This is a genomic window from Streptomyces sp. 891-h (assembly GCF_022760275.1).
Taxonomy (GTDB): domain Bacteria; phylum Actinomycetota; class Actinomycetes; order Streptomycetales; family Streptomycetaceae; genus Streptomyces; species Streptomyces spirodelae.
This window is the reverse complement of the sequence record NZ_CP050693.1, coordinates 1,530,578-1,555,440: the sequence shown is the minus strand read 5'-3', so window position 1 is coordinate 1,555,440 and position 24,863 is coordinate 1,530,578. Positions and strand designations below refer to the sequence as shown.

At 70.4% G+C, this 24,863-nt stretch carries 22 protein-coding genes; 9 read left to right on the top strand and 13 right to left on the bottom strand.

Annotation, left to right across the window (positions count from 1 at the left end; all coding sequences use genetic code 11):
- Positions 1 to 115: 115 nt before the first annotated feature.
- A complete protein-coding gene (locus tag HC362_RS06510; RefSeq protein WP_243082975.1) occupies positions 116 to 1,711 on the bottom strand; it encodes an alpha/beta fold hydrolase in 1,596 nt (531 codons plus the stop codon).
- A 245-nt stretch (positions 1,712 to 1,956) separates the two neighbouring features.
- Here HC362_RS06510 and HC362_RS06505 point away from each other — a divergent pair, with 245 nt between their 5' ends.
- From HC362_RS06505 to HC362_RS06490, 4 genes are all read left to right on the top strand, one after another.
- Complete coding sequence (locus HC362_RS06505; RefSeq protein ID WP_243082974.1) at positions 1,957 to 2,799, top strand: nitrilase-related carbon-nitrogen hydrolase; 843 nt, start codon at positions 1,957 to 1,959, stop codon at positions 2,797 to 2,799.
- Complete coding sequence (locus tag HC362_RS06500) at positions 2,796 to 4,130, top strand: aspartate aminotransferase family protein (RefSeq protein WP_243082973.1); 1,335 nt, start codon at positions 2,796 to 2,798, stop codon at positions 4,128 to 4,130. The genes HC362_RS06505 and HC362_RS06500 overlap by 4 nt, the downstream gene beginning before the upstream one ends.
- Positions 4,131 to 4,253: 123 nt before the next feature.
- A complete protein-coding gene (hydA, locus tag HC362_RS06495; protein ID WP_243082972.1) occupies positions 4,254 to 5,657 on the top strand; it encodes a dihydropyrimidinase in 1,404 nt (467 codons plus the stop codon).
- 30 nt (positions 5,658 to 5,687) lie between these two features.
- Positions 5,688 to 6,707 (top strand): TIGR03842 family LLM class F420-dependent oxidoreductase, encoded by a 1,020-nt coding sequence (locus tag HC362_RS06490; protein ID WP_243082971.1) that lies wholly within the window; start codon positions 5,688 to 5,690, stop codon positions 6,705 to 6,707.
- Between the two features lie 20 nt (positions 6,708 to 6,727).
- Here HC362_RS06490 and HC362_RS06485 read toward each other — a convergent pair whose 3' ends face one another.
- Entirely contained in the window at positions 6,728 to 7,033 is a 306-nt protein-coding gene (locus HC362_RS06485; protein WP_243082970.1) for a GNAT family N-acetyltransferase, read from the bottom strand.
- 308 nt (positions 7,034 to 7,341) lie between these two features.
- On the opposite strand from HC362_RS06485, the gene HC362_RS06480 reads away from it, so the two are divergent.
- Positions 7,342 to 8,196, top strand: coding sequence for an NAD(P)H-binding protein (locus HC362_RS06480; RefSeq protein WP_243082969.1), 855 nt, complete (start codon positions 7,342 to 7,344; stop codon positions 8,194 to 8,196).
- Between the two features lie 28 nt (positions 8,197 to 8,224).
- Here the strand turns inward: HC362_RS06480 and HC362_RS06475 are convergent, their stop codons facing one another.
- The 4 genes from HC362_RS06475 to HC362_RS06460 all read right to left on the bottom strand — a co-directional run bounded on the left by HC362_RS06475 (position 8,225) and on the right by HC362_RS06460 (position 11,337).
- Positions 8,225 to 9,280, bottom strand: a complete 1,056-nt coding sequence (locus HC362_RS06475; RefSeq protein WP_243082968.1) for a biotin/lipoate A/B protein ligase family protein — start codon at positions 9,278 to 9,280, stop codon at positions 8,225 to 8,227.
- A 64-nt stretch (positions 9,281 to 9,344) separates the two neighbouring features.
- Complete coding sequence (locus tag HC362_RS06470) at positions 9,345 to 9,821, bottom strand: hypothetical protein (RefSeq protein ID WP_243082967.1); 477 nt, start codon at positions 9,819 to 9,821, stop codon at positions 9,345 to 9,347.
- A 41-nt stretch (positions 9,822 to 9,862) separates the two neighbouring features.
- A complete protein-coding gene (locus tag HC362_RS06465; protein WP_243082966.1) occupies positions 9,863 to 10,429 on the bottom strand; it encodes a hypothetical protein in 567 nt (188 codons plus the stop codon).
- A 143-nt stretch (positions 10,430 to 10,572) separates the two neighbouring features.
- Positions 10,573 to 11,337: a 3-oxoacyl-ACP reductase family protein gene (locus HC362_RS06460; protein WP_243082965.1), complete on the bottom strand. Its 765-nt coding sequence runs from the start codon at positions 11,335 to 11,337 to the stop codon at positions 10,573 to 10,575.
- A gap of 184 nt (positions 11,338 to 11,521) precedes the next feature.
- Here HC362_RS06460 and HC362_RS06455 point away from each other — a divergent pair, with 184 nt between their 5' ends.
- The 4 genes from HC362_RS06455 (at position 11,522) to HC362_RS06440 (ending at position 15,849) form a co-directional block, all read left to right on the top strand.
- Positions 11,522 to 12,211, top strand: coding sequence for a phenylalanine--tRNA ligase beta subunit-related protein (locus HC362_RS06455; RefSeq protein ID WP_243082964.1), 690 nt, complete (start codon positions 11,522 to 11,524; stop codon positions 12,209 to 12,211).
- Positions 12,212 to 12,270: 59 nt separating this feature from the next.
- Positions 12,271 to 13,140: an inositol monophosphatase gene (locus HC362_RS06450; RefSeq protein WP_243082963.1), complete on the top strand. Its 870-nt coding sequence runs from the start codon at positions 12,271 to 12,273 to the stop codon at positions 13,138 to 13,140.
- 34 nt (positions 13,141 to 13,174) lie between these two features.
- On the top strand, positions 13,175 to 14,605 hold the full coding sequence (locus HC362_RS06445; RefSeq protein WP_243082962.1) for an NAD(P)/FAD-dependent oxidoreductase: 1,431 nt from the start codon (positions 13,175 to 13,177) through the stop codon (positions 14,603 to 14,605).
- Positions 14,606 to 14,715: 110 nt separating this feature from the next.
- The gene (locus HC362_RS06440) at positions 14,716 to 15,849 is read left to right on the top strand and encodes a glycerate kinase (RefSeq protein WP_243082961.1); all 1,134 of its coding nucleotides are present in this window, start codon (positions 14,716 to 14,718) and stop codon (positions 15,847 to 15,849) included.
- Positions 15,850 to 16,469: 620 nt separating this feature from the next.
- Here the strand turns inward: HC362_RS06440 and HC362_RS06435 are convergent.
- The 7 genes from HC362_RS06435 to ccrA all read right to left on the bottom strand — a co-directional run bounded on the left by HC362_RS06435 (position 16,470) and on the right by ccrA (position 24,559).
- Positions 16,470 to 17,387 (bottom strand): CDP-alcohol phosphatidyltransferase family protein, encoded by a 918-nt coding sequence (locus HC362_RS06435; protein ID WP_243082960.1) that lies wholly within the window; start codon positions 17,385 to 17,387, stop codon positions 16,470 to 16,472.
- The gene (locus HC362_RS06430; protein WP_243082959.1) at positions 17,374 to 18,072 is read right to left on the bottom strand and encodes a phosphatidylserine decarboxylase; all 699 of its coding nucleotides are present in this window, start codon (positions 18,070 to 18,072) and stop codon (positions 17,374 to 17,376) included. The genes HC362_RS06435 and HC362_RS06430 overlap by 14 nt, the downstream gene beginning before the upstream one ends.
- A gap of 170 nt (positions 18,073 to 18,242) precedes the next feature.
- Positions 18,243 to 19,457, bottom strand: coding sequence for an acyl-CoA dehydrogenase family protein (locus tag HC362_RS06425; protein ID WP_243082958.1), 1,215 nt, complete (start codon positions 19,455 to 19,457; stop codon positions 18,243 to 18,245).
- A gap of 1 nt (position 19,458) precedes the next feature.
- A complete protein-coding gene (locus HC362_RS06420) occupies positions 19,459 to 19,983 on the bottom strand; it encodes a MaoC family dehydratase (protein ID WP_243082957.1) in 525 nt (174 codons plus the stop codon).
- 137 nt (positions 19,984 to 20,120) lie between these two features.
- Positions 20,121 to 21,092 (bottom strand): CoA ester lyase, encoded by a 972-nt coding sequence (locus HC362_RS06415; RefSeq protein ID WP_243082956.1) that lies wholly within the window; start codon positions 21,090 to 21,092, stop codon positions 20,121 to 20,123.
- Positions 21,089 to 23,176 carry a protein meaA gene (locus HC362_RS06410; RefSeq protein WP_243082955.1) on the bottom strand — a complete coding sequence of 696 codons (2,088 nt, stop codon included), beginning with the start codon at positions 23,174 to 23,176 and terminating at the stop codon, positions 21,089 to 21,091. The genes HC362_RS06415 and HC362_RS06410 overlap by 4 nt, the downstream gene beginning before the upstream one ends.
- A gap of 9 nt (positions 23,177 to 23,185) precedes the next feature.
- Positions 23,186 to 24,559 carry a crotonyl-CoA carboxylase/reductase gene (ccrA, locus tag HC362_RS06405; RefSeq protein WP_243082954.1) on the bottom strand — a complete coding sequence of 458 codons (1,374 nt, stop codon included), beginning with the start codon at positions 24,557 to 24,559 and terminating at the stop codon, positions 23,186 to 23,188.
- Positions 24,560 to 24,863 lie beyond the last annotated feature (304 nt).

The window sequence follows — 24,863 nt, the reverse complement described above, 5'->3', positions numbered from 1 at the left end:
CCCCGGATCCGGGGAGGGGCTGCCCCTTGTCGTCCGTTGCGGACTGCGGCGCCGTTGTGCCTGCTCGCGCAGTTCCCCGCGCCCCTGAACGGCTGCCCGGCGAAGCTTGGGCAGCTCAGTCCCGTGTCGGCACCGTGACCTGCGACGGGTCCCCCTTCGGCGAGGAGAACGTCAGGTGCGCGCCGTCCGGGTTGTACTCGGCGTAGAGCGGGTCGACGGTGTCGATGACGACGGCGAGCCGGTGGCCCTTGGGCACGTCGTACGCGGTCGAGAACAGCTCCAGGTCCACGGCGAACGGCTTGCCGGGGGTGCGGCCGTGGAAGGTCTGCGGCGCGTGGCTGATCAGCTTGCCGGTGCCCAGCGGGCCGACGTCGTAGAGGTAGGCGTAGTAGGTGCCGCTCTCCTTGTCGCTGGTCACCGTCGTGTGCAGCTTCGGCGTGCCGCGCACCGGGGTCTTGTGCGCATAGCGCTCGGACTGCCATACGGCGGCACGTGAGCGCGGCAGCAGCGGTACGGAGACCAGCGGCGGCAGTTCGAGGAACTGGTCGAGGATGCCGGTCAGGAAGATGGTGCCGCCGTTGGCCCCGGAGTCCTTGCCGGTGGCCAGCTCCTTGGTGCCGTCCAGGGAGACGGTGCGGTTCCCGGAGGGGACGTCCCGCCAGCTCCGGTACCCCTCGTAGTCCCCGTTGGAGCGGGACTTGAGCTGGACGGGCGCCTCGGTGTCGATGCCGTTGTGCTCGCCCTTGAGGTAGCGGTCGAACCAGCGGCGGGCGTGGGACCAGGTGTCGTTGGGCAGTCCGAGCAGCCCGGTCGCCTCGGCGGTCGCGTGGTCGCCGGGGCGGAACTCCAGCCGCTTGGGGCCGCGCAGTTTCTCGTAGAAGTCGGCGTACTGGTTGGGCGGGAAGATCGAGTCGTTCCAGGCGTTGCCGAGCATGATCGCGGCGCCGTTGTCGTTGATCTGGTCGAGGTAGGTCGCGGGGGAGCGCTTCTTGCCCCACGCGAGCATCTCGTCCTCCTTGTCCAGGTTGGACGAGAGGAAGTTCTTCATGATCTCCCGCAGTTCAGGGCTGGGCCGGCCGGTGAGTTCACCGGAGGCGCCGAGCATCCCGGCTGCCTGAAGGTGCTGGGTACGGCCGCTGTAGATGGCGCCGATCAGGTCGGCCCAGCCGCTGAGCGCGGTGACGGCCTTGATCCGCGGATCGTGCCCGGCCGCCAGCAGGCTGATGCCGGCGCCGTAGGAGACGCCGCCCATGCCGATCCGGTCCTTGTCGGCGGGCGTGTGGGCCAGGGCCCAGTCGATGACGCGGGAGGCGTCGGCCACGTCCTTGGGGCCCGCTGTCTCGATCCGGCCGCCGGACTGCCAGAAGCCGCGGGAGTTGTAACCGACCACCACATAGCCGGAGTCGGCGAGCTTCTTGGCCTGGGCGAGGTATTCGATCTGCGGGCTGGCCCAGCTGGTGGGCAGCACGATCAGCGGATAGCGGCGGGCGGAGTCCATGGTGGCGCCCTCGGGCAGGAACACATTGCCCTTGAGGGTGATTCCGCCGTCACCCTTGATGTCGACGAAGTCCACGCCTGAGGCGGCGGAAGCCGCTGCGGCGGCCGGCTGCGCCGTCGCGGCCGGTGCGGCGGCGAGACCTGTGGCGGCGAGCGTCCCGGAGAGGAGGACGGCGGCCGTACGAATGTGCCCTGAGGTGGGGGAGGGGCGCATGCACTGCTCCAGTTGTTCGAGGGTGTCCCAGGGGTGGGGGAGAGAAAGTGACTGGAGAGTAAGCGCGTTGGGCTACCGGGGGTAACCCGTCGGTAGGTTACGGACCGGTAAAGAGGCGGGCCGCTCGCCGCTCCGCACGGGTTCTTGTCAGGCGGGCAGAGGGGACTTACGGTCTCAACCTCACGTATATCTACGCGTGTCGAACAGGCTGCCGTATCCGAGAACCCCTCGCGAAGGAGCCGCTCATGCCCGACCTTGTACGTGCCGCGCTGGTTCAGGCGACCTGGACAGGCGACACCGAGTCGATGATCGCCAAACATGAGGAGCACGCCCGCGAGGCCGCTCGCCAGGGCGCGAAGATCATCGGATTCCAGGAGGTCTTCAACGCCCCCTACTTCTGCCAGGTCCAGGACCCGGAGCACTACCGCTGGGCCGAGCCGGTCCCGGACGGGCCCACCACCCGGCGGATGCGGGAGCTGGCGAGGGAGACCGGGATGGTCATCGTCTCCCCGGTCTTCGAGATCGACGGCTCCGGCTTCTACTACAACACCGCGGCCGTCATCGACGCGGACGGCACCGTGCTGGGCACCTACCGCAAGCACCACATCCCGCAGGTCAAGGGGTTCTGGGAGAAGTTCTACTTCCGACCGGGCAACCTCGGCTGGCCGGTGTTCGACACGGCCGTGGGCAAGGTCGGCGTCTACATCTGCTACGACCGCCACTTCCCCGAGGGCTGGCGCGCGCTGGGCCTGGCCGGAGCGCAGCTCGTCTACAACCCCTCCGCCACCTCGCGCGGCCTCTCCGCCTATCTGTGGCAGCTCGAACAGCCCGCGGCCGCCGTCGCCAACGAGTACTTCGTCGCCGCCATCAACCGTGTCGGCACCGAGGAGCTGGGCGACAACGACTTCTACGGGACGAGTTACTTCGTGGACCCGCGCGGCCAGTTCGTCGGGGACGTCGCCTCGGACAAGGAGGAGGAACTGCTGGTGCGGGACCTCGACATGGGGTTGATCGACGAGGTCCGGCAGCAGTGGGCCTTCTACCGGGACCGACGTCCTGACGCCTACGAAGGGCTGGTGCGGCCGTGAGCGGCGGCAGCCAGGGCGAACGCCCCGGCGTCCACCGCGCACTGCACGCCCGCCACCGCGCCGTACTCCCCGACTGGCTGGCGCTCTACTACGACGAGCCGCTGGAGCTCACACACGGCGAGGGCCGGTACGTGTGGGACGCCGAAGGACGCCGCTATCTGGACTTCTTCGGCGGCATCCTCACCACCATGACGGCCCACGCGCTGCCCGAGGTCACCAAGGCCGTCGCCGAGCAGGCCGGCCGGGTCCTGCACACCTCCACCCTCTACCTCAACCGCCCCATGGTGGAGCTCGCCGAACGCGTCGCCGCGCTCTCCGGTATCCCCGACGCGCGGGTCTTCTTCACCACTTCGGGTACCGAGGCCAACGACGCCGCGCTGCTGCTGGCCACCACCTACCGCAGGTCCAACCAGGTCCTGGCGATGCGCAACAGCTACCACGGACGGTCCTTCTCCACCGTGGGCATCACCGGCAACCGCACCTGGTCGCCCACCTCCCTCTCGCCCCTGCAGACCCTCTATGTACACGGCGGAGTGCGCAGCCGGGGTCCGTTCGCACACCTGGACGACGCGGAGTTCATCGAAGCCTGCGTCGCCGACCTGACGGACGTGCGCGGCCAGACGGGTGGGGAGGTCGCCGCGCTGATCGCCGAACCCGTCCAGGGCGTCGGCGGATTCACCTCGCCGCCCGACGGGCTCTACGCCGCCTTCCGCGAAGTCCTCCAGCGCCACGGCATCCTGTGGATCAGCGACGAGGTGCAGACCGGCTGGGGCAGGACCGGCGACCACTTCTGGGGCTGGCAGGCCCACGGCGCCGCAGGGCCGCCCGACATGCTCACCTTCGCCAAGGGCATCGGCAACGGCATGTCCGTCGGCGGTGTCGTGGCGCGCGCCGAGATCATGAACTGTCTGGACGCCAACTCCATCTCCACCTTCGGCGGCAGCCCGGTCACCATGGCGGCGGCCAACGCCAACCTCGGCTACCTCCTCGAACACGACCTCCAGAGCAACGCGCGCCGCGTCGGCGGTCTGCTGCTGGAGCGGCTGCGCGCCGCTTCCGCCGGACTCGGCGTCGTCCGTGAGGTCCGCGGGCGCGGGCTGATGGCCGGGATCGAACTGGTGGTGCCCGGTACGGATACGCCTTCGGCCGAGGCCGCGTCATATGTGCTGGAGGCGGCACGTGAGGGCGGCGTCCTCATCGGCAAGGGAGGCGGCCACTCCACCTGCAGCGTGCTGCGGATCGCGCCGCCGCTCACGTTGACTGTCGCCGAGGCCGAGGAGGGTGCCGCCGTGCTGGGGCGCGCGTTGCGCGCCGCCGACAGTGCGATGTGAGGGCCTGCTGCTGACTGTTGAGGGGCTGCCCCTTGCTGCCGCGTGCAGTCTGCCGGTGCGTTGTGGCCGCTCGCGCAGTTCCCCGCGCCCCTTCGGGCGCTGAGCTTTCAGGAGGGCAACCGTATGACCCGGACGACCCTGATCAAAGGCGGCCTCGTCATCACCGCCGCTGAGGAAATGCCCGCGGACGTCCTCATCGAGGACGGCCGCATCGCCGCGATCGCCGCCCAGAACAGCGCCCTCGCGGCATCGTTCAGCGCCGACCGCACCCTGGACGCCACCGGCCGCTATGTCGTCCCGGGCGGCGTGGACGCGCACACCCATATGGACTTCCCCTTCGGCGGCACCTTCTCCAGCGACGACTTCGAGACCGGCACCCGTGCCGCGGCCTGGGGCGGCACCACGACCATCGTCGACTTCGCCGTCCAGACCAAGGGCCATGCCCTGCGTGAGGGGCTGGACCAGTGGCACGCCAAGGCGGACGGCCGGTGCGCCGTGGACTACGCCTTCCACATGATCCTCTCGGACGTGCACGAGGACACGCTCAAGGAGATGGACGCCCTGGTCGAGGAGGGCGTGACCTCCTTCAAGATGTTCATGGCGTACCCGGGTGTCTTCTACAGCGACGACGGCCAGATCCTGCGTGCCATGCAGCGCACCGCCGCCAACGGCGGGCTGACGATGATGCACGCCGAGAACGGCATCGCCATCGACGTCCTGGTCGAACAGGCCCTCGCCGCCGGCCGCACCGACCCGCGCCACCACGGTGAGGTCCGCAAGGCGCTGTTGGAGGCCGAGGCCACCCACCGTGCCATCCAGCTCGCCCGGGTCGCGGGTTCACCGCTGTACGTCGTACACGTCTCCGCGAGCGAAGCCGTCGAACAGCTCGCCGCCGCACGGGGTATGGACCTGCCCGTCTTCGGCGAGACCTGCCCCCAGTACCTCTATCTGAGCGCCGACAACCTCGCCGAGCCCGACTTCGGCGGCGCCAAGTACGTGTGCAGCACACCGCTGCGGCCCCGCGAGCACCAGGCAGCGCTGTGGCGGGCGCTGCGCACCAACGACCTTCAGGTCGTCTCCACCGATCACTGCCCCTTCTGCTTCACCGGTCAGAAGGAGCTGGGCCGGGGTGACTTCTCCAAGATCCCCAACGGGATGCCCGGCGTCGAACACCGGATGGACCTGCTCCACCAGGCCGTCGTGGAGGGGAACCTGACCCGGCGCCGCTGGATCGACCTGGCCTGCGCGACCCCCGCGCGGATGTTCGGGCTCTATCCGAAGAAGGGCACGCTGGCGCCGGGCGCGGACGCGGACATCGTCATCTACGACCCGCACGCCCAGCAGACCCTCTCGGCCGAGACCCACCATATGAACGTCGACTACTCCGCCTACGAGGGCAAACGCGTCACCGGCCGCGTCGAGACCGTGCTCTCCCGGGGCGAGCCGGTCGTGGAACGGGGCGACTACACCGGCCGGGCCGGGCACGGGAGTTACGTCCCGCGCGGGATCTGTCAGCTGCTCGGCTGAACACGGAAACGGACTCAAAGGGGCATGCCCATGGACTTCGGACTCGTCCTCCAGACGGACCCTCCCGGCTCCGCGACCGTCGCGCTGATGCGGCATGCCGAGCGCAACGGCTTCCGGTACGGCTGGACGTTCGACTCGCCGGTGCTCTGGCAGGAGCCGTACGTCATCCACAGCCGCATCCTCGCCGAGACGGAACGGCTGGTCGTCGGGCCCATGGTCACCAACCCCGGCACCCGCTCCTGGGAGGTCACCGCCTCCACGTTCGCCACTCTCAACGAGATGTACGGCAACCGCACGGTGTGCGGTATCGGGCGCGGCGACTCGGCGATGCGGGTCGCCGGGCGCCCGCCCACCACCCTGGCCAGGGTGGGCGAGGCCATGCGGGTCGTCCGTGATCTGGCCGAGGGGCGCGAGGCCGTGGTGGACGGCACCGCGCTGCGGCTGCCCTGGGTCCGCGACGGGCGGCTGCCGGTGTGGATGGCCGCCTACGGGCCCAAGGCACTGGCGCTGGCCGGGCGGGAGGCGGACGGCTTCATCCTGCAGCTCGCCGACCCGCTGCTGACGGCCTGGATGGTCGGCGCCGTACGCGAGGCCGCCGCGCGCGCTGGACGGGACCCGGGCGCCGTCACCATCTGCGTGGCCGCACCCGCCTATCTGTGCGAGGACACCCCCGAGGCGCTCGCGCACGCCCGGGAGCAGTGCCGCTGGTTCGGCGGCATGGTCGGCAACCACGTCGCCGACCTCGTCGCGCGCTACGGCGAGCACTCCGACGCCGTGCCCGCCGCGCTCACCTCCTACATCAAGGAGCGCGCCGGGTACGACTACGCGCACCACGGGCGGGCCGGCAACCCCGACACCGCGTTCGTGCCGGACGACATCGTGGACCGGTTCTGCCTGCTGGGCCCCGCGCAGGCGCATCTCGCCCGACTGCGGGAGCTCGCGGAGCTGGGCGTGGACCAGTTCGCCCTGTACGCGATGCACGATGCCAAGGAGGACGTCGTGGACGGCTACGGCACCCGGATCATCCCGGAGCTGGCCCAGGTGTGTTGACGGAGCGCGGCCCCGACGGGTCAGCCGTTCTGCTTCTCGATGACCAGCGGCTGGTAATCCGGGTGCTTGCGGATGTAGTTCGCGAAGAACGGGCAGATCGGTGCCACCTTCTCGCCCGCCTCCTGCGCCGTCTCCAGGATGTGGTGCGAGAGGGCGCCGCCCACCCCCCGGCCCTCGTACTCGGGCTCGACCTCCGTATGGGTCACCGCGATCACGCCGGGCGCCCTGAGGTACTGCGCGATCCCCGCGAGGGAGCCGCCGATCCGGGCCTCGTAGCGGCTCTCGGCGGGGTTGTCGGAGATCTCCGGCTGCTGCTCCCCGGCCATGCTGCTCCTCGCTGTCGTCGGCTGCCGGCTGTCACTCGGCGGCGTCATGGATCCGTCCCGTGAACTGCTCGGGCGGCACGGGCTCCGACTCGCTGTCGCCCAGCCTCGCGCCGCCGGTGCCGCGCGGCAACGGGGGAGCGCCCAACGGGGTGGCCGCCCGTCCGCCGAGGCACCCGGCCCACGAGAAGTTGACTTGAACCTCGCTTCAACTTGCAGGGTGTGAGGACACGGCGGCGCCCGGCCCCCCGGCCGGCAGCCGCCGGCCCAACCACCCCGGCACAGCCCGGACGTAGGCAAGGAGCGCGGTCATGATTCTGGTAACCGGAGCGACAGGCAAGGTCGGCGGACAGGTGGCAGCTCAGCTCGCGGCGGCGGGAGCGCCCGTACGCGCACTCGTCCGCGACCCGGCGGCCGCCGTGCTGCCCGACGGCGTCGAGGCCGTGCGCGGTGACCTCGCGGACCCCGCGAGCCTGACCGCGGCCGTGGCCGGGGACGTGCGGGCCGTCTTCCTCGTGTGGCCGCTGGCCGACCGGCAGGGTGCGGCCGAGGTCGTCGCGACGCTCGCGGAGCACAACCGCCGCATCGTCTACCTGTCGGCCCGGGGGGTGACGGACGACGAGCAGGCCGAGCCAGGCCACGACATCCTCGGCAACCACACGGCGCTGGAGCGGCTCGTCCGCGCCTCCGCCGCCGAGTGGACCCTGCTGCGGCCCGGCGGATTCGCCACCAACACCCTGCGGTGGGCCCCGCAGGTGAGCACGGGCGGTCCCGTCCGCACGGCGTACCCCAAGGCGGCACGCACCCTGGTGCACGAGGCCGACACCGCGACAGCGGCCGTACGCGCGCTGCTGACCGACGACCTGGTGGACACGGCCCCCGAACTCACCGGGCCCGAACTGCTCACCCAGGCCGAGCAGATAGCCACCATCGGCGAGGTCGTCCTCGGCCGCCCCCTCGAGGTCGAGGAGCTCTCCCGGGACGAGGCCCGCGCCGAGTTCCTCTCCTCCGGCCTGCCGCCCGCCTACGTCGACGCCATCCTCGACGCGCACGCCGAGATGGAGACCGACCCCGAGACCGTCGCGCCCGGGGCCGCTGAACTGCTGGGGCGCCGGCCGCACACCTACCGCGAGTGGGTCGCCGACCACATCGCCGACTTCCGGTGACCGGCGGTCGTCGCGCCGGGGAGCGGGGTCACGGTACTCGCGCGGTCCACTCCTCGCTGCTGTACTTGGTCAGAGCCAGCTCCTCGGCGCGTGCCAGCTCCTCGGGCGTCACACGGCCCTCGGTGAGGCCGTAGCGGGCGCGGAAGGAGCCGATCATCCGTTCGATGACCTCACCGCGCGGAAGTCCGGTCTGCCGACGCAGGGGATCGACGCGCTTCTTGGCGCTCCTGGTGCCCTTGTCGGACATCTTCTCCTTGCCGATGCGCAGCACGTCGAGCATCTTCTCGGCGTCGATGTTGTACGACATGGTCACGTGGTGCAGGACGGCTCCCGCTCCGGCCGTGAGCCGCTTCTGCGCCGCCCCGGCGATCTTGCCCTCCTTGGAGGCGATGTCGTTGAGCGGCATGTACCAGGCCTTGATGCCCATGTCGCCGAGGGCGCCCAGCACCCAGTCGTCGAGATAGGCGTAGGAGTCGGCGAACGAGAGGCCGGAGACGAGCGAGGCGGGCACCGAGAGGGAGTAGGTGATGGTGTTCTCGGCCTCCACGAACATGGCACCGCCGCCCGAGATCCGGCGGACGACGGTGACGCCGTGCCGGGCGGCGCCCTCGGGGTCCACCTCGTTGCGGAGCGACTGGAAGCTGCCGATGATCACGGCGGGGGAGTCCCACTCCCAGACCCGGAGCGTGGGCGCCCGTCGCCCGGCGGCGACCTCGGCTGTGAGGACCTCGTCCAGCGCCATGTGCAGCGGCGGGGACTGGGGCGGCTCGTGGACGAGCTGCCAGTCGTAGTCGGTCCAGTCGGTGGCCCGGGTCAGCGCACGGCGGACGGCGACCGCCACCCCCTCGGCGGTGAGGCCGTACATGGCGGTGCCCGCGGGGAGCGCCGCCTCGATCCGGGCGGTCAGTCCGGCGGCGTCGGTGTCGGAGGGAGCGCCTTCGAGGGCCTGGTCGATGGCGGCGAGCGCCTCGTCGGGTTCCAGGAAGAAGTCACCGGCGACCCGGACGTCTCGCAGCACCCCGTCCTGGTCGTCCAGATCGACCACCACCAGCTTGCCGCCGGGGATCTTGTACTCGCCGTGCATGGCTGACCGCCTGTCCTCCTCGCCGCGGCCGGGTCCGCGCTGTCCGTCCCGGCCGCCGATCAGCCTACGACGGTGTGGACACCTCGGTGACGAGTCGTCGGGACCGCCGGGTATGGCTGATCAGCAGGAAGGTGGACATCACCAGCGTGACCGCCTCGGCGACGACGGCGAGCCGTTTGTCGTCGTACCAGACCGGCTCGTACATGTCGGGGAACGGCCCGAGCTTCCCCACGTCGATGTAGGCGTAGATCAGCAGCAGTGCCAGCCCGCCCGCCGAGACCAGCCAGGCGAAGGCGTCCGAGGCGGTGCGCCACCACACGGCCACCAGCAGCGCAGCCAGCGCCGACACCCCCGCCTCGATCCGGAAGAGGTCACCCTGGCTGATGCCTGCGCTCACCGCGTCGTACTGGTCGGCGAGGGTGGCGTGCAGATAGGCGTTCACGCCGAGCCCGCCGGCGGCGAGCGCGCGGGCACCGCCCTGGATGATGCGGTACGCCTGCCCGTGTGGTGCGGGTGGTGGCGCGGAGGTGTTCGCGCTCATCGCCTCTCCTGCCGTGCGGGTGTGCGGGGCACCGGCCGTGCTCAGTAGCCGCCGTCGGTGTTCTTCGGCTTCTCGGAGGGCTTCTCCTTCCGCTCCTTCTCCCCTTTCTCCTTCTCACCCTTGGTGATCTTCTTGCCGGACGGCGCGAGGACGAACCACTCGGCGCCGAACTGGTCGAGCGCCTGGCCATTGGTGTCCCCGGGCTTGTCGTCGCCCGCGTAGAGGTAGAGCGGGTGACCCTTGTAGGTGACCTGCCGGTCGCCGTCGTCCCGCTTGCTGGTCCCCAGCAGCCCGCTCTTGACGCCTGAACCCGCCTTGGGCTTGGCCTTGCCCTTGACGAGGACGGGCGGCCAAGCCTGCGCACAGCCCCCGTCGCACGTCGACTTGCTCGACTTGTCCGCCTCGAAGAGGTAGATCGTGCGGCCCGAGCCGTCGACCAGGATCTTGCCCAGATCGGTGGAGCGCAGCTGCACCGTCCCCGCGTTCTTCGAGGGCGAGGGGGAGGGGGACGAGCCGCCCCCGCCGTCGCCGTCCGAGCAGCCGCCCAGAGCGGTGGCCCCCAGCAGGGCTGTCACGGTGAACACGGCTGTCCTGGCGGTCGTTCTCATGAGGTCCTCCGGCTCGGCTGTCCCGCAGCCTGGAGAGGGCTGCGGGACCAGAGCACCATGCGCCCGGACCGGCGGCCACTGGGCGGGGTCCGTTCCGGGTAACCGGGCCTGCTGCCGCGGTAACCGGGCCTGCTGCCGCCGCGTCAGGCGGCGAAGCCGCCGTCCACCGCGAGCACGGCGCCGGTGACGTACCGGGCGCCGTCGCCGACGAGGTGGGCCACCGAATGGGCGACCTCCTCGGCCGTTCCGTACCGGCCCAGCATCGTGAGCGCTGCCTGTGCCGAGGCGCCCTCGGCGTCGGCGGGGTTCATATCGGTGTCGATGGGGCCGGGCGAGACCTGGTTGACGGTGATGCCGCGCGGCGCCAACTCCCGTGCCAGCCCCTTGGTGAGGCCGGTGACGGCCGACTTGCTCATGGCGTACAGCGTCATCCCGGGGAAGGGCACGCGCGCTGACACACAGCTGCCCACGTTGACGATCCGGCCGCCCTCGGCCAGCCGGGAGGCCGCCGCCTGTGCGACGAGGTAGGCACCGCGCACATTGACCGTCAGTACCCGGTCCAGCTCAGCCGGCCGCACCGTCTCCAGCTCCCCGAAGGCGCCGGTACCGGCGTTGTTGACCAGGATGTCCAGCCGTCCGAACTCCTCGGCCGCGCCGTCGACGGCGGCCCGTACGGAGCCCTCGTCGGCCAGTGCGGCGCGTACCGTCCACGCCCGGCCGCCGCGCTCCTTGATCCGCTCGGCCACCTCGCGGGCCGACTCGGCACCGGACTCGTACGTCAGCGCCACATCCGCGCCGTCCGCCGCCAGCCGCAGCGCCACGGCGGCGCCGATGCCCCGGCTGCCGCCGGTCACCAGAGCGGCCTTTCCGCTGAGGGGTCTGTCGTGGGAGCCGCTGCCGTCGCGCATGATTTCCGCCTGCCTGTTCGAAGTCGTCTCTGTTGTCGTGTCACTCGTCGTTCCGGTTGACATGACTCGATCCTCGGGCGGCGGGTGAGGGCGTGCTGGCGCTATTCGGACCGCGCATTCCTGGTCTCGTACGCTGCACCTGCTGGTACGGTGGAGTGAACCGACCCAGGAGTGACACACCCCCATGCACACCACCGAGGAATGGCTGGCCGCCGCCTCCATCGACCCGTCGGTCGGCGCCCTGCGCCCCGACTACCGCGCGCTGCTGATCGTCACCGAAGGGCTGCACCCCGGACCGAGCGACGCCTTCAGCGAGAAACTGCTCGCCGAGGCCGAGGCGAAGGCGTGCGACCCCGACCAGCACCCGCACATCGCCGCCTGGCACGAGGCGTTCCGGGCGTTCGGCGCCAAGCCCAAGCGCACCCGCCCCAGCGCCGACGCGCTGCTGCGCCGCGCCCCCGAGGGGCTGCCGCGGATCGACCGGCTGACAGACCTCTACAACGCGGTCTCCGTCGCCCACGCCGTACCGCTCGGCGGCGAGGACCTGGACCGCTACACCGGACCGCTCCGGCTCACCCGCGCCGAGGGAACAGAGCCCTTCGTACTCATGTCGGGCGGCGAGCCGGTGACGGAGAACCCGCGCCCGGGCGAGGTGATCTGGCGCGACGACGAAGGCGTCACCTGCCGCCGCTGGAACTGGCGCCAGTGCGTACGGACCAGGCTGACGACCCGGACCACCCGCGCCGTCTTCATCCTCGACGCGCTCGGCGCCATGGACGACTCGGCACTGGAGGCGGCCGGCCACGCCCTGACCGACGCGCTGCGGGCCGGCAGCCCGGGGGCGGTCACGCTCTCCCGCCTCCTGAGCGCCTGAAGCACACCCGCGCCGTCCCGGCCGAGCGCCGGGGCGCGGCTCCGTGCTTCCATGGGGACGTGATCGACGACGAGCTGATGGCAGCGGTGGAGCAGGCGGTCCTGGAGACCGTGGAGGATCAGGTCATGCCGCGCTGGCGGCAGCTCGCCGAGCACGAGGTCGAGACCAAGACCGGCAGCCACGACCTGGTCACCGTCGCCGACCAGCGGGCCGAACAGCAACTGTCCGAGGCGCTGCGCCGGTTGCTGCCCGGTTCCGCCGTCGTCGGCGAGGAGACCGTGCACGCGCACCCGGCCACCTACGCCGCGCTCGAAGGACCCGACCCGGTCTGGATCATCGACCCCATCGACGGCACCCGCCAGTTCGTCGCGGGCGACGAGGGCTTCTGCACCATGGTCGCGCTCGCCCACGACGGCGAGACCCTGGCCGGCTGGATCGTGGCGCCCGCGCTGCGGATGACGGCCACCGCGCGGCGAGGCGGCGGAGCGTTCCTCAACGGCACGCCGCTGCGGGCCGGTTCACCCGAAGCGGGCGCCCCGCTGCGCGTCGCCGTCTCGCACCCGGACTACACCGACGACTTCCAGGAGCGCGCGCTGCGCAGCCTGCGCACGGTCGGCGTGGACGTACGGCCCACCGGCTCCGCGGGGCTCGAATACGTCGCGATCGCCCACGGGCGGCTGGACGCCGTCGCCTACACCTGGGAGTCCGCCTGGGACCACGCCGCCGGACTGCTGACGGTGGCCGAGGCGGGGGGCGCCAGCAGCACCGTCGCCGGCGCACCGTTCCGCCTCGCGGGCGGCAACGCGCTGCCGTTCACCGCGGCGCGTGACGCGGACACGACGCGGCGTATGGTGGGGCTGCTGCGCGACGAGAGCGACGATCCGCCGCACACCGACAGCGACGACAGCCACCGGGGCCGACCCGCCTGACCGGGCGGGGCGAGCCGGGCGAGGGGAGCCGCAAGTGCCATCGATCCGGGACGCGGTGGTCGTGGGAGCCGGCCCCAATGGACTGACGGCGGCCGTGGAGCTGGCCCGGCGCGGCTTCGAGGTCGAGCTGTTCGAGGCCCGTGACACCGTGGGTGGCGGCGCACGCACCGAGGAGCTGACGCTGCCGGGCTTCCGGCACGACCCCTGCTCCGCCGTCCACCCCACCGGAGCCGTCTCACCCGCCTTCCGCGCCATGCCGCTGGAGCGTTACGGACTTCAGTGGCTGCACCCCGAACTCCCCATGGCACACCCGTTCCCGGACGGCAGCGCCGCCGTACTGGCCCGCTCGGTCGGTGAGACGGCCGCCTCCCTGGGCCCGCGCGACGCGGGCGCCTACCGCCGCCTGATCGGCCCGTACATCCGGCGCTGGGAGACGCTCGCAGAGGACTTCTTCGGCTACGGCTCCGCGCTCAACGGCCGCTTCCCCACCGACCCCGTACAGCTCGTGCGCTTCGGCCTCGCCGGGCTCCAGCCCGTCACCTGGTCCCGAATCCGCTTCCGCGACGAGAAGGCCAGGGCGCTGCTCGCCGGAATGGCGGGACACGTCATCGCACCCATGAACAACCCGTTCATGACGGCTCCCGCTCTCGTCTTCGCGCTCGCCGGCCACGTGGTCGGCTGGCCGGTGGCGCGCGGCGGCTCGCAGTCCATCTCCGACGCGCTGGCCGGATATCTGCGGGCGCTCGGCGGCACGATCCACACCGGCACCGAGGTCAAACGCCTGGACGAGCTCCCGCCCGCCCGCGCCTACATCTTCGACACCTCGCCGACCGCGCTCGCCCGGATCGCGGGACTGGGCAGCACCTACGACAACGTCCGCTACGGCGCCGGCCTCTTCAAGATCGACTACGCGCTGGACGGTCCCGTCCCCTGGACCTCCCCCGACGCAGCACGCGCCGGAACGGTGCACGTCGGCCCCACACTGGACGACATCGACACTGCGATGCGCGACGCCGTCGTACGCGGCCGGGCCCCCGAGCGGCCCTTCCTCATCACCTCCCAGCCCAGCCTCGTCGACCCCACCCGCGCCCCCGAGGGCAAGCAGGTCTTCTGGGCGTACGGCCATCTGCCGAACGGCTGGGAGGGCGACGCCACCGAAGCCGTCGAGCGGCAGCTCGAACGGTTCGCGCCCGGCTTCCGTGACCGCGTACTGGCCAGGGCCACCGCCGGGCCGCCCCAGCTCGCGGCCCGCAACGCCAACTACGTGGGCGGCGACATCGCCTGCGGCTCGGCCGCCGGACTGCGGCTGCTGATCCGGCCCAAGCTCAAGCGCGTCCCGTACGAGACCGCACACCCGTCCGTCTACCTGTGCTCCTCCGCGGCTCCGCCGGGACCCGGCGTCCACGGCATGGCGGGCCACCACGCGGCCCGGGCCGTCTGGCGCCGCCTCCGTCACGTACGGTGAGCAACGCCTCCCCTCGACAGGTGGCCCATGGTCGAGGAAGGCGTCGGAAAGATAGGGTCCCCAAGGCGCGACTGCCTGTTCGACCAACAGAGAGACCCAGGGGCAGAACAATGACAACGACGGCCCGGACCACACCGGCGCGCGTGCTGATCGCCGCGGACAAGTTCAAGGGATCGCTGACGGCCGTCGAGGTCGCAGAGCATCTCACGGCCGGAATCCGCAAAGCGCGCCCCGAGGTGGAGGTCGAGGCCCTGCCGGTGGCCGACGGCGGGGACGGCACCGTCGCGGCAGCCGTCGCCAATGGCTTCACCCGCCACGAGGTCGAGGTGACCGGCCCCCTCGGCGCCACCGTCACCGCCGCGTTCGCGCTGCGCGAGGGCACCGCCGTGGTGGAGATGGCCGAAGCCTCCGGCCTCCAGCACCTGCCGCCCGGGGTCTTCGTGCCGCTGACTGCCACCACCTACGGCGCCGGCGAGCTGCTGCTGGCCGCCGTCGAGGCCGGAGCGCACACCATCATCTTCGGCGTCGGCGGCTCGGCCACCACCGACGGCGGCGCCGGCATGCTCGACGCGCTCGGCGCCCGGCTGCTGGACCAGGACGGCGACTCCATCCCATGGGGCGGCGGCGGGCTGCGCGAGCTGGCCTCAGCGGACCTCTCCGAGATGGACCCGCGGCTGAAGAACGTCGAGGTCATCCTGGCGAGCGACGTCGACAACCCGCTCACCGGGCCCAAGGGCGCCGCCGCCGTCTACGGCCCCCAGAAGGGGGCCGCCGAGGAGGACGTCAAGCTCCTGGACGCCGCACTCGCCCACTTCGCCGAGGTCCTCGGCGAGCAGGAGGCCGCGGCCTCGCCCGGCGCCGGTGCCGCGGGCGGCATCGGCTTCGGTGCCCTCGTCGGGCTCCGCGCCCGGTTCCGGCCCGGCATCGAGATTCTGATGGAAGAGCTCGGTGTCGAACCCGCGATCGGGCGGGCTTCGCTCGTGATCACGGGAGAGGGCTCCCTGGACGAGCAGACGCTTCATGGGAAGGCCCCTGCGGGTGTCGCGGCTGCTGCGCGCCGCGACGGTAAGCCTGTGGTTGCCGTTTGCGGGCGGCTCGCCATCGGTGCCCGCGAGTTGCGGGCCGCCGGTATCGAGAGGGCGTACGCCCTCACGGAGATCGAGCCCGATGTGGAGCGTTGCATCGCCAATGCGGGGGCTCTCTTGGAAACCGTCGGCCAAACCCTTGCCGCCAACCATTTGTGACCGCCGCCAATGGCTGAGGGCCCGGCCCTCTGGCTCCCTCTCGTTTATGGGGGCTCCGCCCCCAAACCCCCGGGTCCTCGCCGGACGGGCGTTGGGGCGGCTCCGCCCCCCAACAGCCCCCCGCTACGGGGGCTTCGCCCCCCTAGGAGCCCCCTTCCGCAAAAGGGCACCCCTGTTCACATTCGCTCCTCCCGGTTGATGGCGGATGCCCTTGATTCGGCTGGTGACTCCCGCAGGGTCGTCACCGGCCGGTCCAAGGAGCCGCACCACTGAGGGTGGGCTTGAAAGGCAATGGGGTTCGGGATTGCGGCAGGGGGGTTCTAGGGGGGCGAAGCCCACCTAGCGGGGGGCTGTTGGGGGGCGGAGCCCCCCGACACGACCTGTCGGCGTAAGCCGAAGCAACAAACGGGGCGTGCGTCCACAAGCGGGGGGCCACCCCGTGAGGGGTTCGCCCCCCGACACGACCACTCGGCGGCGAGCCGGGACAGAAACGGGGCGTGCGTCCACAAGCGGCGGGCCACCCCGTGAGGGGCCCGCGTGCGTCCACAACCGGGGGCACCAAGGGGAGGGGCCGCAACGCAAAGGGGCCCGCCCCGAGGGCGGGCCCCAATGGGAGGGTCTCAGCTTTGGGCGGCGGCCCTCGCCTCGCGGCGGTTGTCCCGAAACGCGTTCACCCTCCGCGCGGTAGCGAACAACGGAATGACCGCCCCGAGAACAACCTGCAACGCACACCCGGTCTGCAGCAGCAGCTCACCCCCAGGGGCGTCGAACGCCCAGGAGGCCAGCATCCCCATGCTGAGCACGATCCAGCACAGCATGGCCACCGCCAGCCTTCCCCGCGGCTTCGGGTACTCCACGCGGCTGACCATCAGCCACGCGACCCCGAGAATGCCCAGCGCGGTCGGCACGAAGGGCAGCCCCAGCAGCACGATGGAGATGACGGTCAAGGCGCCAAAAGGCCCTGGCATGCCCTGGAACATCCCGTTCCGCATGGGCACGCAGGAGAACCGCGCAAGCCGCAGCACCACCGCCAGCAGCACCACGACCGCGGCGACCACGGAGATCCGCTGGTGCGCGTCGTCGGCGACCATTCCCCAGACCGCGACGAAGTAGGCCGGCGCCAGCCCGAAGCTGATCAGGTCGGAGAGATTGTCCAGCTCGGCCCCCATGGCCGAGCTGCGCAGCTTCCGTGCGACCAGCCCGTCGAAGAGATCGAAGACCGCGGCCATCAGCATCAGCACCACGGCGGTGGCGGCGCTGTGCCGGGCCATGCCGCCGTCCTCGCTGCCGGTCAGATGCGGGATGAGGACGCCGGTGGTGGTGAAGTACACCGCCATGAAGCCGCAGGTCGCGTTGCCGAGCGTCAGGGTGTCCGCGATCGACAGCCGGGTCGACAGCGGCATCTCGTCGTCGGCGTCGTCGTCGGCGTACTCGGCGTAGTCCCCGTCCGCGTACTCAGCGTACTCCGCGTAGTCACCCTTGCGGTCCTTGGCCGGGGCCCAGGCCGCCGCCTTCGCATCGGGATCAATCACGGTCAAGGCGAGTCACCCCCGCTGTCGTGGTCTGACCGACCTCCACGGCCGTCTCGACGCCCTCGGGGAGGTAGATGTCCACCCGGGAGCCGAACCTGATCAGCCCGAGGCGCTCACCCTGCTCGACCTTGGCACCACTGGGCACATACGGCACGATCCGCCGGGCCACCGCACCGGCGATCTGGACCATCTCGATATCGCCCAGCTCGGTGTCGAAGTGCCAGACGACGCGCTCGTTGTTCTCGCTCTCCTTGTTGAACGCGGGAACGTAGCCGCCGGGGATGTGCTCGACGGACGTCACCGTGCCCGCCAGCGGAGCGCGGTTGACGTGGACGTTCAGCGGGCTCATGAAGATGGCGACGCGGGTGCGGCCGTCCTGCCACGGCATGATGCTCTGCACCACGCCGTCGGCCGGGGAGATCACCCGGCCCTGGCCGATTTCCCGCTCCGGGTCCCGGAAGAACCACAGCATCCCGGCGGCGAGCGCCGTCGCGGGTACGGCGACCAGCGCGGCGCGCTTCGACTTGCGGGCGCGGGCCAGGCTGAGCGCTGCCGTCGCGACGGTCGGTGCGAGCCACGGCGAGGCTCCGCGTGCGAGGCGCACGCGAGGGGCGCGGGGTGCGCCGGAGCCGGGGCCGTCAGCGCCGGACGAGGGAGAGCCGCTGGGTGCTGTGGATGGGCTGTGGGGCATGAATGACCTTCGTAGCGGAGGGAGCCGCGTAGGTGACAGGGGGACGGCGGCTTTCCCGGGATGCTATCGGTTTCTGATGGCAACTGGGCAAGCCAGCGGGCCAGTCAGTGGCCGAAGTCCCGGTTCGGGGTGTGATCTTGAATCCCAAGAAAACACCCCGAAAGGGACATTCAGCCCTGGCTGCGGTACTCCTCCAGGAGCCGCCGGCCCACGATCATTTTCTGGATCTCTGCGGTTCCTTCGCCGATCAGCAGCATCGGCGCCTCCCGGTAGAGCCGCTCGATCTCGTACTCCTTGCTGAAACCGTACCCGCCGTGGATGCGGAAGGAGTCCTCCACGACCTCCTTGCAGTACTCGGAAGCGAGATATTTCGCCATTCCCGCCTCAAGGTCGTTGCGCTGGCCGGAGTCCTTCTTGCGGGCCGCGCCCACCATCAGGGCGTGCGCCGCCTCGACCTTCGTGGCCATTTCAGCCAGCTTGAACTGAATGGCCTGATGCCCCGAGATGGGCTTGCCAAACGTGTGACGCTGCTGGGCGTAGTCGATACCGAGCTCGAAAGCACGCTGTGCGACGCCGCAGCCACGCGCTGCGACATTCACCCGGCCGACCTCGACCCCGTCCATCATTTGGTAAAAACCGCGGCCCGTCGCGCCGCCGAGTACGCGGTCGGCCGGAATCCGCAGATCGTCCATGATCAGCTCGGTGGTGTCGACCCCCTTGTAGCCCATTTTGTCGATCTTCCCGGGGATCGTGAGCCCCGGCCTGACCTGGCCGAAACCGGGCTCCTTCTCCACCAGGAACGTCGTCATCGACTTGTGCGGAGCCGTGCCCTCCGGGTGCCCCTCGTCCGTGCGGCACAGCACCGCCACGAGCGTGGAGGAACCTCCATTGGTCAGCCACATCTTCTGCCCGTTGAGCAGGAAGTCGCCGGAACCGTCGGCGGCACGCACGCCCTTGGAGGTGATGGCCGACACATCGGAGCCCAGCCCCGGCTCCGACATCGAGAACGCGCCACGGATCTCGCCCGCGGCCATCTTGGGCAGGAAGTAGTCCTTCTGCTCCTGCGTGCCGTGCTGCTTGAGCATGTACGCCACGATGAAGTGGGTGTTGATGATGCCGGAGACACTCATCCAGCCGCGGGCGATCTCCTCCACGCACAGCGCGTAGGTGAGCAGCGACTCACCCAGACCGCCGTACTCCTCCGGGATCATCAGCCCGAAGATCCCCAGTTCCTTGAGGCCCTCGACGATCTCGGTGGGGTACTCGTCCTTGTGCTCCAGCTCCGTGGCGACCGGGAGTATCTCCTTGTCGACGAAGTTCCGCACCGTGGTGAGGATTTCCCGCTGTATCTCCGTCAGGCCCTCGGTCTGTGCCAGCCGGCCCATCTCACTTACCGCCCTTCGGTGCCGGCTCGCGCAGTTCGGGCCGGCCCGGCTGTTCCCCGCCGCGCTCCTTGACGTAGGTCTCGGTCGGCACCATCACCTTGCGCCGGAAGACGCACACCAGGGTGCCGTCCTGCTTGTAGCCCTTGGTCTCGACGTGCACGATCCCGCGGTCGCTCTTCGACTTGGAGGGAACCTTGTCCAGCACCGTCGTCTCGCCGTAGACGGTGTCGCCGTGGAAGGTCGGCGCCACGTGCTTGAGCGACTCGATCTCCAGGTTGGCGATGGCCTTCCCCGAGACATCCGGGACCGACATCCCCAGCAGCAGCGAGTAGATGTAGTTGCCCACCACCACGTTCCTGCCGAAGTCGGTCGTCGACTCGGCGTAGTTGCTGTCCATGTGCAGCGGGTGGTGGTTCATGGTCAGCAGGCAGAACAGGTGGTCGTCGTACTCGGTGACGGTCTTGCCTGGCCAGTGCTTGTATGTCTCGCCGACGGTGAACTCTTCATAGGTACGTCCGAACTGCATGGCTCAGTCCTCCGGAGGGGTGCTGTTGTCTTCCGGGGAGCGACCCCCCGGACCCCCACGAACCGCCCCGGCGACGGGCTTGTGCCCGAACGCTCTCGTGAGGTGAATGTCGGTCGAGGTGTCGAAGCGCCGCATGCTCAGTCCTCCGGAGGGGTGAAGGAGGTGGTGCGCTGCATACCGGCGGCGCGGCCCTTGCCGGAGATGACCAGCGCCATCTTGCGGCTGGCCTCGTCGATCATCTCGTCGCCGAGCATCGCCGAGCCCTTCTTGCCGCCCGCCTCGGAGGTGTAGTACTCGTACGCGTCCAGGATCAGCTCTGCGTGGTCGTAGTCCTCCTGGGAGGGCGAGAAGACCTCGTTGGAGACCTCGACCTGGCCCGGGTGCAACACCCACTTGCCGTCGAAGCCGAGCGCGGCGGCCCGCTGGGCCACCTTCCGGTAGCCCTCCACATCGCGGATCTGCAGATAGGGCCCGTCGATCGCCTGGAGGTCGTGGGTACGCGCCGCCATCAGAATCCGCATCAGGATGTAGTGGTAGGCGTCGGCCGGGTAGCCGGGCGGCTGTTCGCCGACCACCAGCGACTTCATGTTGATGGACGCCATGAAGTCGGCCGGGCCGAAGACGATGGTCTCCATCCGGGGCGAGGCGGCGGCGATCTCGTCGACGTTCACCAGGCCCTTGGCGTTCTCGATCTGGGCCTCGATGCCGATCCGGCCGACGTCGAGGCCCATCGTCTTCTCGATCTGGGTCAGCAGCATGTCCAGCGCCCGCACCTGCGCCGCGTCCTGCACCTTCGGCAGCATGACGCAGTCCAGGTTGGCCCCGGCGCCCTCCACGACGGTGACCACGTCGCGGTAGGTCCACTCGGTGGTCCAGTCGTTGACCCGTACGACGCGGGTCTTGCCACTCCAGTCGCCCTCGTTGAGGAACTTCACGATGGTGTGCCGCGCCTCCGGCTTGGCCAGCGGGGCGCAGGCGTCCTCCAGGTCGAGGAAGACCTGGTCGGCGGGGAGGCCCTGCGCCTTCTCCAGAAACCGCGGGTTGCTGCCCGGCACGGCCAGGCAGGAACGGCGCGGGCGGAGCGCACGCTGCCGGTTGTCGCTGTTCACGAGGTGACCTCCAGTGGTTCTCGCTGATCGCGCTCGCTGTGCTCATCGCGTGTGGCGAGCTTGTGCTGTGTCCGGATCTCGTCGACGATACGGCCGATGATCCGGGTGATCCCGAAGTCCTTCGGGGTGAATACGGCGGCGACCCCCGCCTCGCGCAGCGCCCGCGCGTCCGCCGACGGAATGATCCCGCCCACGATCACGGGGACGTCGCTCGCGCCCGCCTCCCGCATCCGCTCCAGCACGTCGGGCACCAGTTCGGCGTGCGAGCCGGAGAGGATGGACAGGCCCACGCAGTGCACGTCCTCGGCGAGCGCCGCCGAGACGATCTCCTCCGGGGTGAGCCTGATGCCCTGATAGACCACCTCGAAGCCCGCGTCCCGGGCCCGGACGGCGATCTGTTCGGCGCCGTTGCTGTGCCCGTCGAGACCCGGCTTGCCCACCAGCAGCCGCAGCTTCCCGACGCCCAGTTCGTCGGCGGTGCGCTCCACGTGCCGCCGCACCTCGGCCAGCTCCGAGCTCGCCTCGGCGCTCACCGCCACCGGGGCCGAACTCACCCCGGTCGGCGCGCGGAACTCGCCGAAGACCTCGCGCAGCGCGCCCGCCCACTCCCCGGTGGTGACCCCGGCGCGGGCGCACTCCAGCGTGGCCTCCATCAGATTGGCGTTGCCCGCCGCCGCCTCGCGCAGCGCGGCGAGAGCCTGCTCGGCGCTCGGGTGCAGCCCCGGCTCCCGGGTGCCCTCCCGCCAGAACGGCTCGTCGCGCGTCTCCCGCCAGCGCTTGACGGCCTCCACGGTCGCCGCCTCGCCGGCCGGGTCGACCGTCAGGATCGCGGTGTCCAGATCAGCGGTGAGCGGGCTCGGCTCGGTCCCCTCGAAGCAGTTGACGCCGACGATCTTCTCCTCGCCCGACTCGATCCGGGCGCGCCGCTCCGCGTGGGAGGCGACGAGCTGGGACTTCAGATAGCCGGACTCGACGGCCGCCATCACCCCGCCCATCTCCTCGATCCGCGCCATCTCCGCCAGCGACTCGGTCACCAGCGCGTCCACCTTGGCCTCGATGACGTGCGAGCCGGCGAAGATGTCCGCGTACTCCAGCAGGTCGCTCTCGTACGCCAGCACCTGCTGGATACGCAGCGACCACTGCTGGTCCCAGGGGCGGGGCAGGCCCAGCGCCTCGTTCCAGGCGGGAAGCTGTACGGCGCGGGCCCGCGCGTCCTTGGAGAGGGTGACCGCCAGCATCTCCAGCACGATGCGCTGCACGTTGTTCTCCGGCTGCGCCTCGGTCAGCCCGAGCGAGTTGACCTGCACCCCGTAGCGGAAGCGGCGCTGCTTGGCGTCGGTGATGCCGTAGCGCTCACTGGTGATCCGGTCCCAGATGCGGGTGAAGGCCCGCATCTTGCACATCTCCTCGACGAAGCGGACCCCGGCGTTGACGAAGAACGAGATCCGCGCAACCACCCGGCCGAACTCCTCGGGCGGCACCTGCCCGCTGTCCCGTACGGCATCCAGCACCGCGACCGCCGTCGCCATCGCGTAGGAGATCTCCTGTACCGGTGTGGCCCCGGCCTCCTGCAGGTGGTAGCTGCAGATGTTGACCGGGTTCCACTTGGGCAGCTGGGCGACCGTGTAGGCGATCATGTCGGTGGTCAGCCGCAGCGAGGGCCCCGGCGGGAAGACGTGCGTCCCGCGCGAGAGGTACTCCTTGACGATGTCGTTCTGGGTGGTGCCCGACAGCTGGGATATGTCGGCGCCCTGCTCCTCCGCGACCACCTGGTAGAGCGCCAGCAGCCACATGGCGGTGGCGTTGATGGTCATGGAGGTGTTCATCTTCTCCAGCGGGATGCCGTCGAAGAGCCTGCGCATGTCACCCAGGTGGGAGACGGGGACCCCGACCCGGCCCACCTCGCCGCGGGCGAGGACGTGGTCGGGGTCGTAGCCGGTCTGGGTGGGCAGATCGAAGGCGACCGACAGCCCGGTCTGGCCCTTGGCGAGGTTGCGCCGGTACAGCTCGTTGGACGCCTCGGCCGTGGAGTGGCCCGCGTATGTCCGCATGAGCCACGGCCGGTCCTTCTGACGCTCAGTCATCGGGCCGTCTCACACGTTCCCGCTGTGCTTGCTGGTCCGCTCGCCTTCGGCTTCGCGGAACAGATTGATGGCGTCGATGTGCCGGGCCCGCTTCTCCGTGTCGCGCACGCCCAGGCCCTCCTCGGGGGCCAGGCACAGCACGCCGACCTTGCCCTGGTGGACGTTGCGGTGCACGTCGTGCGCTGCCTGGCCGGTCTCCTCCAGCGGGTACGACTTGGAGAGCGTCGGGTGGATCTTGCCCTTGGCTATCAGCCGGTTGGCCTCCCAGGCCTCGCGGTAGTTGGCGAAGTGCGAGCCGACGATCCGCTTCAGCGACATCCACAGGTAGCGGTTGTCGTAGCTGTGCTCGTAGCCGGAGGTGGAGGCGCAGGTGACGATGGTGCCGCCCTTGCGGGTGACGTAGACGCTCGCGCCGAACGTCTCGCGCCCCGGGTGCTCGAAGACGATGTCGACGTCCTCGCCGCCGGTCAGCTCGCGGATGCGCTTGCCGAAGCGCTTCCACTCCTTGGGGTCCTGGTTGTGCTCGTCCTTCCAGAACCGGTAGCCCTCGGCCCTGCGGTCGATGATGGCCTCGGCGCCCATCCGGCGGCAGATCTCGGCCTTCTCCTCGCTGGAGACGACACAGATCGGGTTGGCGCCGCCGGCCAGCGCGAACTGCGTGGCGTAGGAGCCCAGCCCGCCGCTGGCGCCCCAGATGAGCACGTTGTCGCCCTGCTTCATCCCGGCGCCGTTCTGTGAGACCAGCTGCCGGTAGGCGGTGGAGTTGACCAGCCCGGGGGCCGCCGCCTCCTCCCAGCTGAGGTGGTCCGGCTTGGGCATCAGCTGGTTGGACTTGACCAGTGCGATCTCGGCGAGTCCGCCGAAGTTGGTCTCGAAGCCCCAGATCCGCTGCTCCGGGTCGAGCATGGTGTCGTTGTGTCCGTCGGCGGACTCCAGTTCGACGGAGAGGCAGTGCGCGACCACCTCGTCGCCCGGCTTCCAGGAGTTGACGCCCACGCCGGTGCGCAGCACGACGCCCGCCAGGTCCGACCCGATGACGTGGTACGGCAGGTCGTGCCGCTTGGCCAGCGGCGAGAGGCGGCCGTAGCGCTCCAGGAAGCCGAAGGTGGACAGCGGCTCGAAGATCGAGGTCCACACGGAGTTGTAGTTGACCGAGGAGGCCATCACGGCCACCAGGGCCTCGCCCGGGCCGAGTTCGGGCAGCGGCACCTCGTCGAGGTGCAGGGACTTGCGCGGATCCTTGTCCCGGGTCTCCAGCCCTTCGAACATGTCCACCTCGTCCTTGTGCACCGTCACGGCGCGGTAGGACTCGGGCAGCGGGAGGGCGGCGAAGTCCTCCGGCGAGGTGTCGGACGCGAGGATCGCGTCGAGGATCTGGTTCACGGTATGCCTCCGGCGGAGCGCGAAGTTACAAGATCGCTTGAGGGACGTCGGTGGTGAGGCAGTGCCGTCGGTTCGGCTCGTGCGGTGTTCGCGCGGGTGTGCGCGGCTCGCTTGTGACGCCAAGCGTTCCGGGGCACACGGGTTTCGCCGTGGGGACAGCGCCCGGACTGATGCCAAGCTATGACACCCAGTGCCAGAGCACAAGACACTGCGTGCCGCGAAATCTCACATGGCGCGATCTCTACTCATCTGAGCGATGATCGATCACCGAGCCGCGCCCCCCAAGCGCAAGAGTCGGCCCCTC